Raw genomic sequence first — 3,458 nt, 5'->3', positions numbered from 1 at the left:
GCATGACGCAGCCGAGCCGCGGCGCGCTGGCCAAGCAAAAGCCGCCCAGCGAGGGATCCCGCTGGGCAGCCCTGAAACCCTGGACGTGTCGGCCCGGGCTGTCGGCCGGGTGAGGGATACGCCCTTACCACACGGACAGGCGGCACGCCTGCAGTGCCGCAAGGATAGGGCGCCCTGCGGATCGCCTGGACCAAGTAGACAGCATGACAGGCGATGGCGCTGTGAGGCGTGCAACAATTTAACATAGGTATTTCGTGAGGACACCCGCTCGCCGCGGTGCACTACAGCCCCAGGCCCTCCAGCGGCACGTCGAGCCCGAGCCGATCGGCGACGGCGCGCAGAGCGGCGACGTCGCCTTCCCGCCACTGCCGGCGGGTCAGCAACCGGACCGCCTCGGCCTGTGGCAAACAGGCCGCCTACGTGATTTCCGACGGCGCGGTGATGCCCTCGTCGTCGAGGTGGGTGTTGATGCAGTACAGCAGGCGGTGACCTGCGGCCGTTCGGTCTGTTTCCCGGCGTCCCGCATGCCTCTGCCGTAGCGCGCCGCCGTGGCCGAGGGGAGGGGGTCTGTCGAGGACCGGCCAACGGCATCGGATCCAGCCGGCTCCCATCCTGGCGCTAGTGCGGGCATGTCCCGCGGCGTGTATGGTCCGGCATGGACAGCCAGCGGTTAGTGGCGCCGTCCGGAGCAACAGGCGCAGGCTCCTACCGCGACGGACGGGGAGGGGGACCACGCGCAAGCGTGCAGCCCATCCCAAGGCGCCCTGCGCGGCGGGCCCTGTCCGTCGCGCCGCCGCGGCGTTCTACGCCTGGTGTCCTCCTTGGGCCAGGTTCCTAGCTGGATTCGACATGAACGCCAGTCCTGCTGGCGGCGGGTCGAAACCGGTCCGGTGCGGCATTTCGCAGGATCGAGTTTTGAAGCAACGTCGAGCCGTCTGATATGTGCGGTGCCCTGGATCAATTTCGGGAGGCGCTCATGATCGTGCTGCACCACTGCTCCGACGCGCGCTTCCTTCGTCCGCTCTGGACGTTGGAAGAGACGGGGCTGCCCTACGAGCTGCACATGTTGCCCTTCCCACCGCGCGCTGCCGCGCCGGACTACCTAGCCATCAACCCGCTCGGCACCATTCCCCTGCTTGAAGACGGCGCGGTACGCATGACCGAGTCTGCGGCGATCTGCCACTACCTCGTTAGAGTCTGTTCTCTAATCGGGGCTTCCAGGTCAAGCACTGAGGTAGAGGCTGGCCGCTGCCGGGGTCATGGTTCTCTCCGGGGTCGGTGTGATCCGCCCCATGATGGAGGTCAGGGGTGGGGCGCCACGATGTTTGCGGCGGCCTGATCAGGCGGGGTCCGCCGGACCGGCCAACGGGCTCTGCGTGGTCGCCTTCACCCACCGTCCCGACAGAGACAGCCTCTCCGCCGGAGCGGAGCCTGGATGGTGGCGCGCGGGTCAGGCCATCCTGGCCTCCTCGCGCGTCCACCAGAACTCGGTGCCGTCCACCCAGATGCAGCGGAGGATGACGGCGATCTTGCGGGCGACCGCGACGCGCGCCTTCTTGGCGCCGACCCGCTGCACCAGGCGGGTGCCCCAGGCCTTGAGCGGCGAGAACCGCTGCACCTTCGTCAGCAGCACATTGGCGGCTTCGTACAGGCAGGTGCGGGTGAAGGCGTCGCCGCATTTCGAGATGCGCCCGCGCCGGTCAATCTCGCCGGATTGGTATCGGGTCGGCGTCAGCCCGAGATAGGGACCGACGTCGCGGGCGTGTTTGAACCGCTCCGGATCGTCGATGGTGGAGAGGAAGGCCAGGGCGGTGATCGGTCCGACGCCCGGCACGGTCATGAACCGCTTCAGGACGGGCTCGCTGCGTACGAGGCGGCGGATGTCGCGGTCCAGCGCGGCAACCTGGGCCACCACATGTCGCTGCACCTCGGCGAGCTTGGTCACCAAGCCGCTGACCACAGGCTGCGCTTCCGCCAGGGCCTCGGCACGGCGGATCAGGGCATCAGTATTTCCCTTCCCAAGGATCAGGCCGAAGGTCTTGAGCAGGCCGCGGATCTGTCCATCCAGGTCCACGCGGATTTCTACGAGGCGGCGCCGGGCCGCGAGCAACGCCAGGCGCTCGTGCGAGGTGAAGCTCTTGGCGGTGACGGCGCGATACCACCCCATCCGGAGCATCTCGGCCAGGCCGCGGGCATCGCTGCGGTCGGACTTGGTTGGCCGCATCGAGAGCGCGGCATTGGCATGCCGCGCGTCCATCAACACCGCGGGCAGATCCGCCTTCTTCAGAGCGTGGTACAGCCAAGGCGAGGTGGCGCCGGTCTCAAGGCCCACGCGTGCAGCCTGTGGTGCCTTGCTGCGGATGAGGCTGATCAAGGCAGCAGGCTCAGCTACGACCTTGCCTTCGAACGTAACGGCTCCCTTGCCGTCGACCACGCAGACGCTGATCTCCTTCAGCGAGACGTCGAGCGCGACATACTGCTCCATGGCGGCTTCTCCCCAGGATGCTGGCCCCGGAGCTGATCCTACCCAGCGGGGCATCGGGGAGGTGGCCCGCCCCGATTACCCCATGTACGCGAAATAATCGGATTTTCTATACCGGCCCCGACACATCGGCCGTGTGCCGGTCCCGCCGCGCCATATGGGGCCGATGTCCCTCGCCAGCCTTTTGAGCCCCGCTGATCTGCCGCCGCCGTCCGCCCGCTCCGTCCCCCGTCCCAGCCGCGGCGACGGCTGGAACATCCTGGCCGACATCGAGGTGTTCATCTTCGCCGTCGAGGCCGAACTGGAGGCCATGGACCACGAGCGGGTCGGGGTGCATCGCCGCGGGTGCAAGCCGAACCTTGGCCTGCGGCGGCGTGTCATCGGCCTGATCTGGATGCTGACCTTCGGCGGCGTGCAGTGGCGCATTGCCGGGCTGCTCTCGGGCATTCCCTTCACCACCCTGCACAGTTGCTTCGCGCGCTGGTCCCGGCTCGGGCTGTGGCGCCGGCTGGGGCAGCGCCTCGCCTTCGACTGGCTCTGGCCTGCGGCGACGAGGTCCTGCCCTCGGCGGTGGTGGTCGACAGCCGCTCGCTGCGCTCCGCCCCGAGCGCCTGGGCGCGCGGCTTCGATGGCGGCAAGCTGGTCAAGGGCATCAAGCTCTTCGTGGTCTGCGACAAGCACGGCTCGCTGCTCGATCTCGAGCTGCACCCGGCCAACATGGATGACCGGGCGGGCATCCTGCCGACCCTGCCGCGACTGGCTGCATTGGGCTTCGAGGGGGATCTGCTCGGCGATAGTGGCTTCAAGGGCGCGCCCTTTGCCGAGGCGGCGCTGGAGCACGACATCCACGTCTCGGTCTCGCCCGGCGGCACGCGGGAGGGGCGCTTCCTGCCGCACGGGGTCCGCTGGGTGGTGGAGCGGCTGTTTGCCTGGATGAGAAACTATGGGGCAGGCGGCGAGGGTGGAGCACCATCGG

The 3,458-nt window shown here is 68.4% G+C and carries 4 protein-coding genes; 2 read left to right on the top strand and 2 right to left on the bottom strand.

Features of this window, described 5'->3' with window-relative positions; genetic code table 11:
• Positions 1 to 281: 281 nt before the first annotated feature.
• On the bottom strand, positions 282 to 407 hold the full coding sequence (locus Q7A36_RS38880; RefSeq protein WP_305109155.1) for a hypothetical protein: 126 nt from the start codon (positions 405 to 407) through the stop codon (positions 282 to 284).
• Positions 408 to 940: 533 nt separating this feature from the next.
• On the opposite strand from Q7A36_RS38880, the gene Q7A36_RS38875 reads away from it, so the two are divergent.
• A complete protein-coding gene (locus Q7A36_RS38875) occupies positions 941 to 1,339 on the top strand; it encodes a glutathione S-transferase N-terminal domain-containing protein (protein WP_370655798.1) in 399 nt (132 codons plus the stop codon).
• A gap of 111 nt (positions 1,340 to 1,450) precedes the next feature.
• On the opposite strand, the gene Q7A36_RS38870 is transcribed toward Q7A36_RS38875, so the two are convergent.
• The gene (locus Q7A36_RS38870) at positions 1,451 to 2,485 is read right to left on the bottom strand and encodes an IS110 family RNA-guided transposase (protein WP_305109153.1); all 1,035 of its coding nucleotides are present in this window, start codon (positions 2,483 to 2,485) and stop codon (positions 1,451 to 1,453) included.
• Positions 2,486 to 3,052: 567 nt separating this feature from the next.
• Between Q7A36_RS38870 and Q7A36_RS38865 the strand changes: the two genes are divergently transcribed.
• Positions 3,053 to 3,458: transposase (locus tag Q7A36_RS38865; protein ID WP_305109152.1), on the top strand; the 406-nt coding region annotated here is incomplete at its 3' end.

It is taken from the genome of Paracraurococcus lichenis (assembly GCF_030657435.1).
GTDB classification, from domain to species: domain Bacteria; phylum Pseudomonadota; class Alphaproteobacteria; order Acetobacterales; family Acetobacteraceae; genus Paracraurococcus; species Paracraurococcus lichenis.
The sequence above is the reverse complement of the archived record's forward strand: the minus strand, read 5'-3'. Positions and strand labels throughout refer to the sequence as shown.

Bases quoted from the DNA above. Each gene is read 5' to 3' on its own strand.
- Q7A36_RS38870 (WP_305109153.1), bottom strand. From the start codon at position 2,485: ATGGAGCAGTATGTCGCGCTCGACGTCTCGCTGAAGGAGATCAGCGTC.
- Q7A36_RS38875 (WP_370655798.1), top strand. From the start codon at position 941: ATGTGCGGTGCCCTGGATCAATTTCGGGAGGCGCTCATGATCGTGCTG.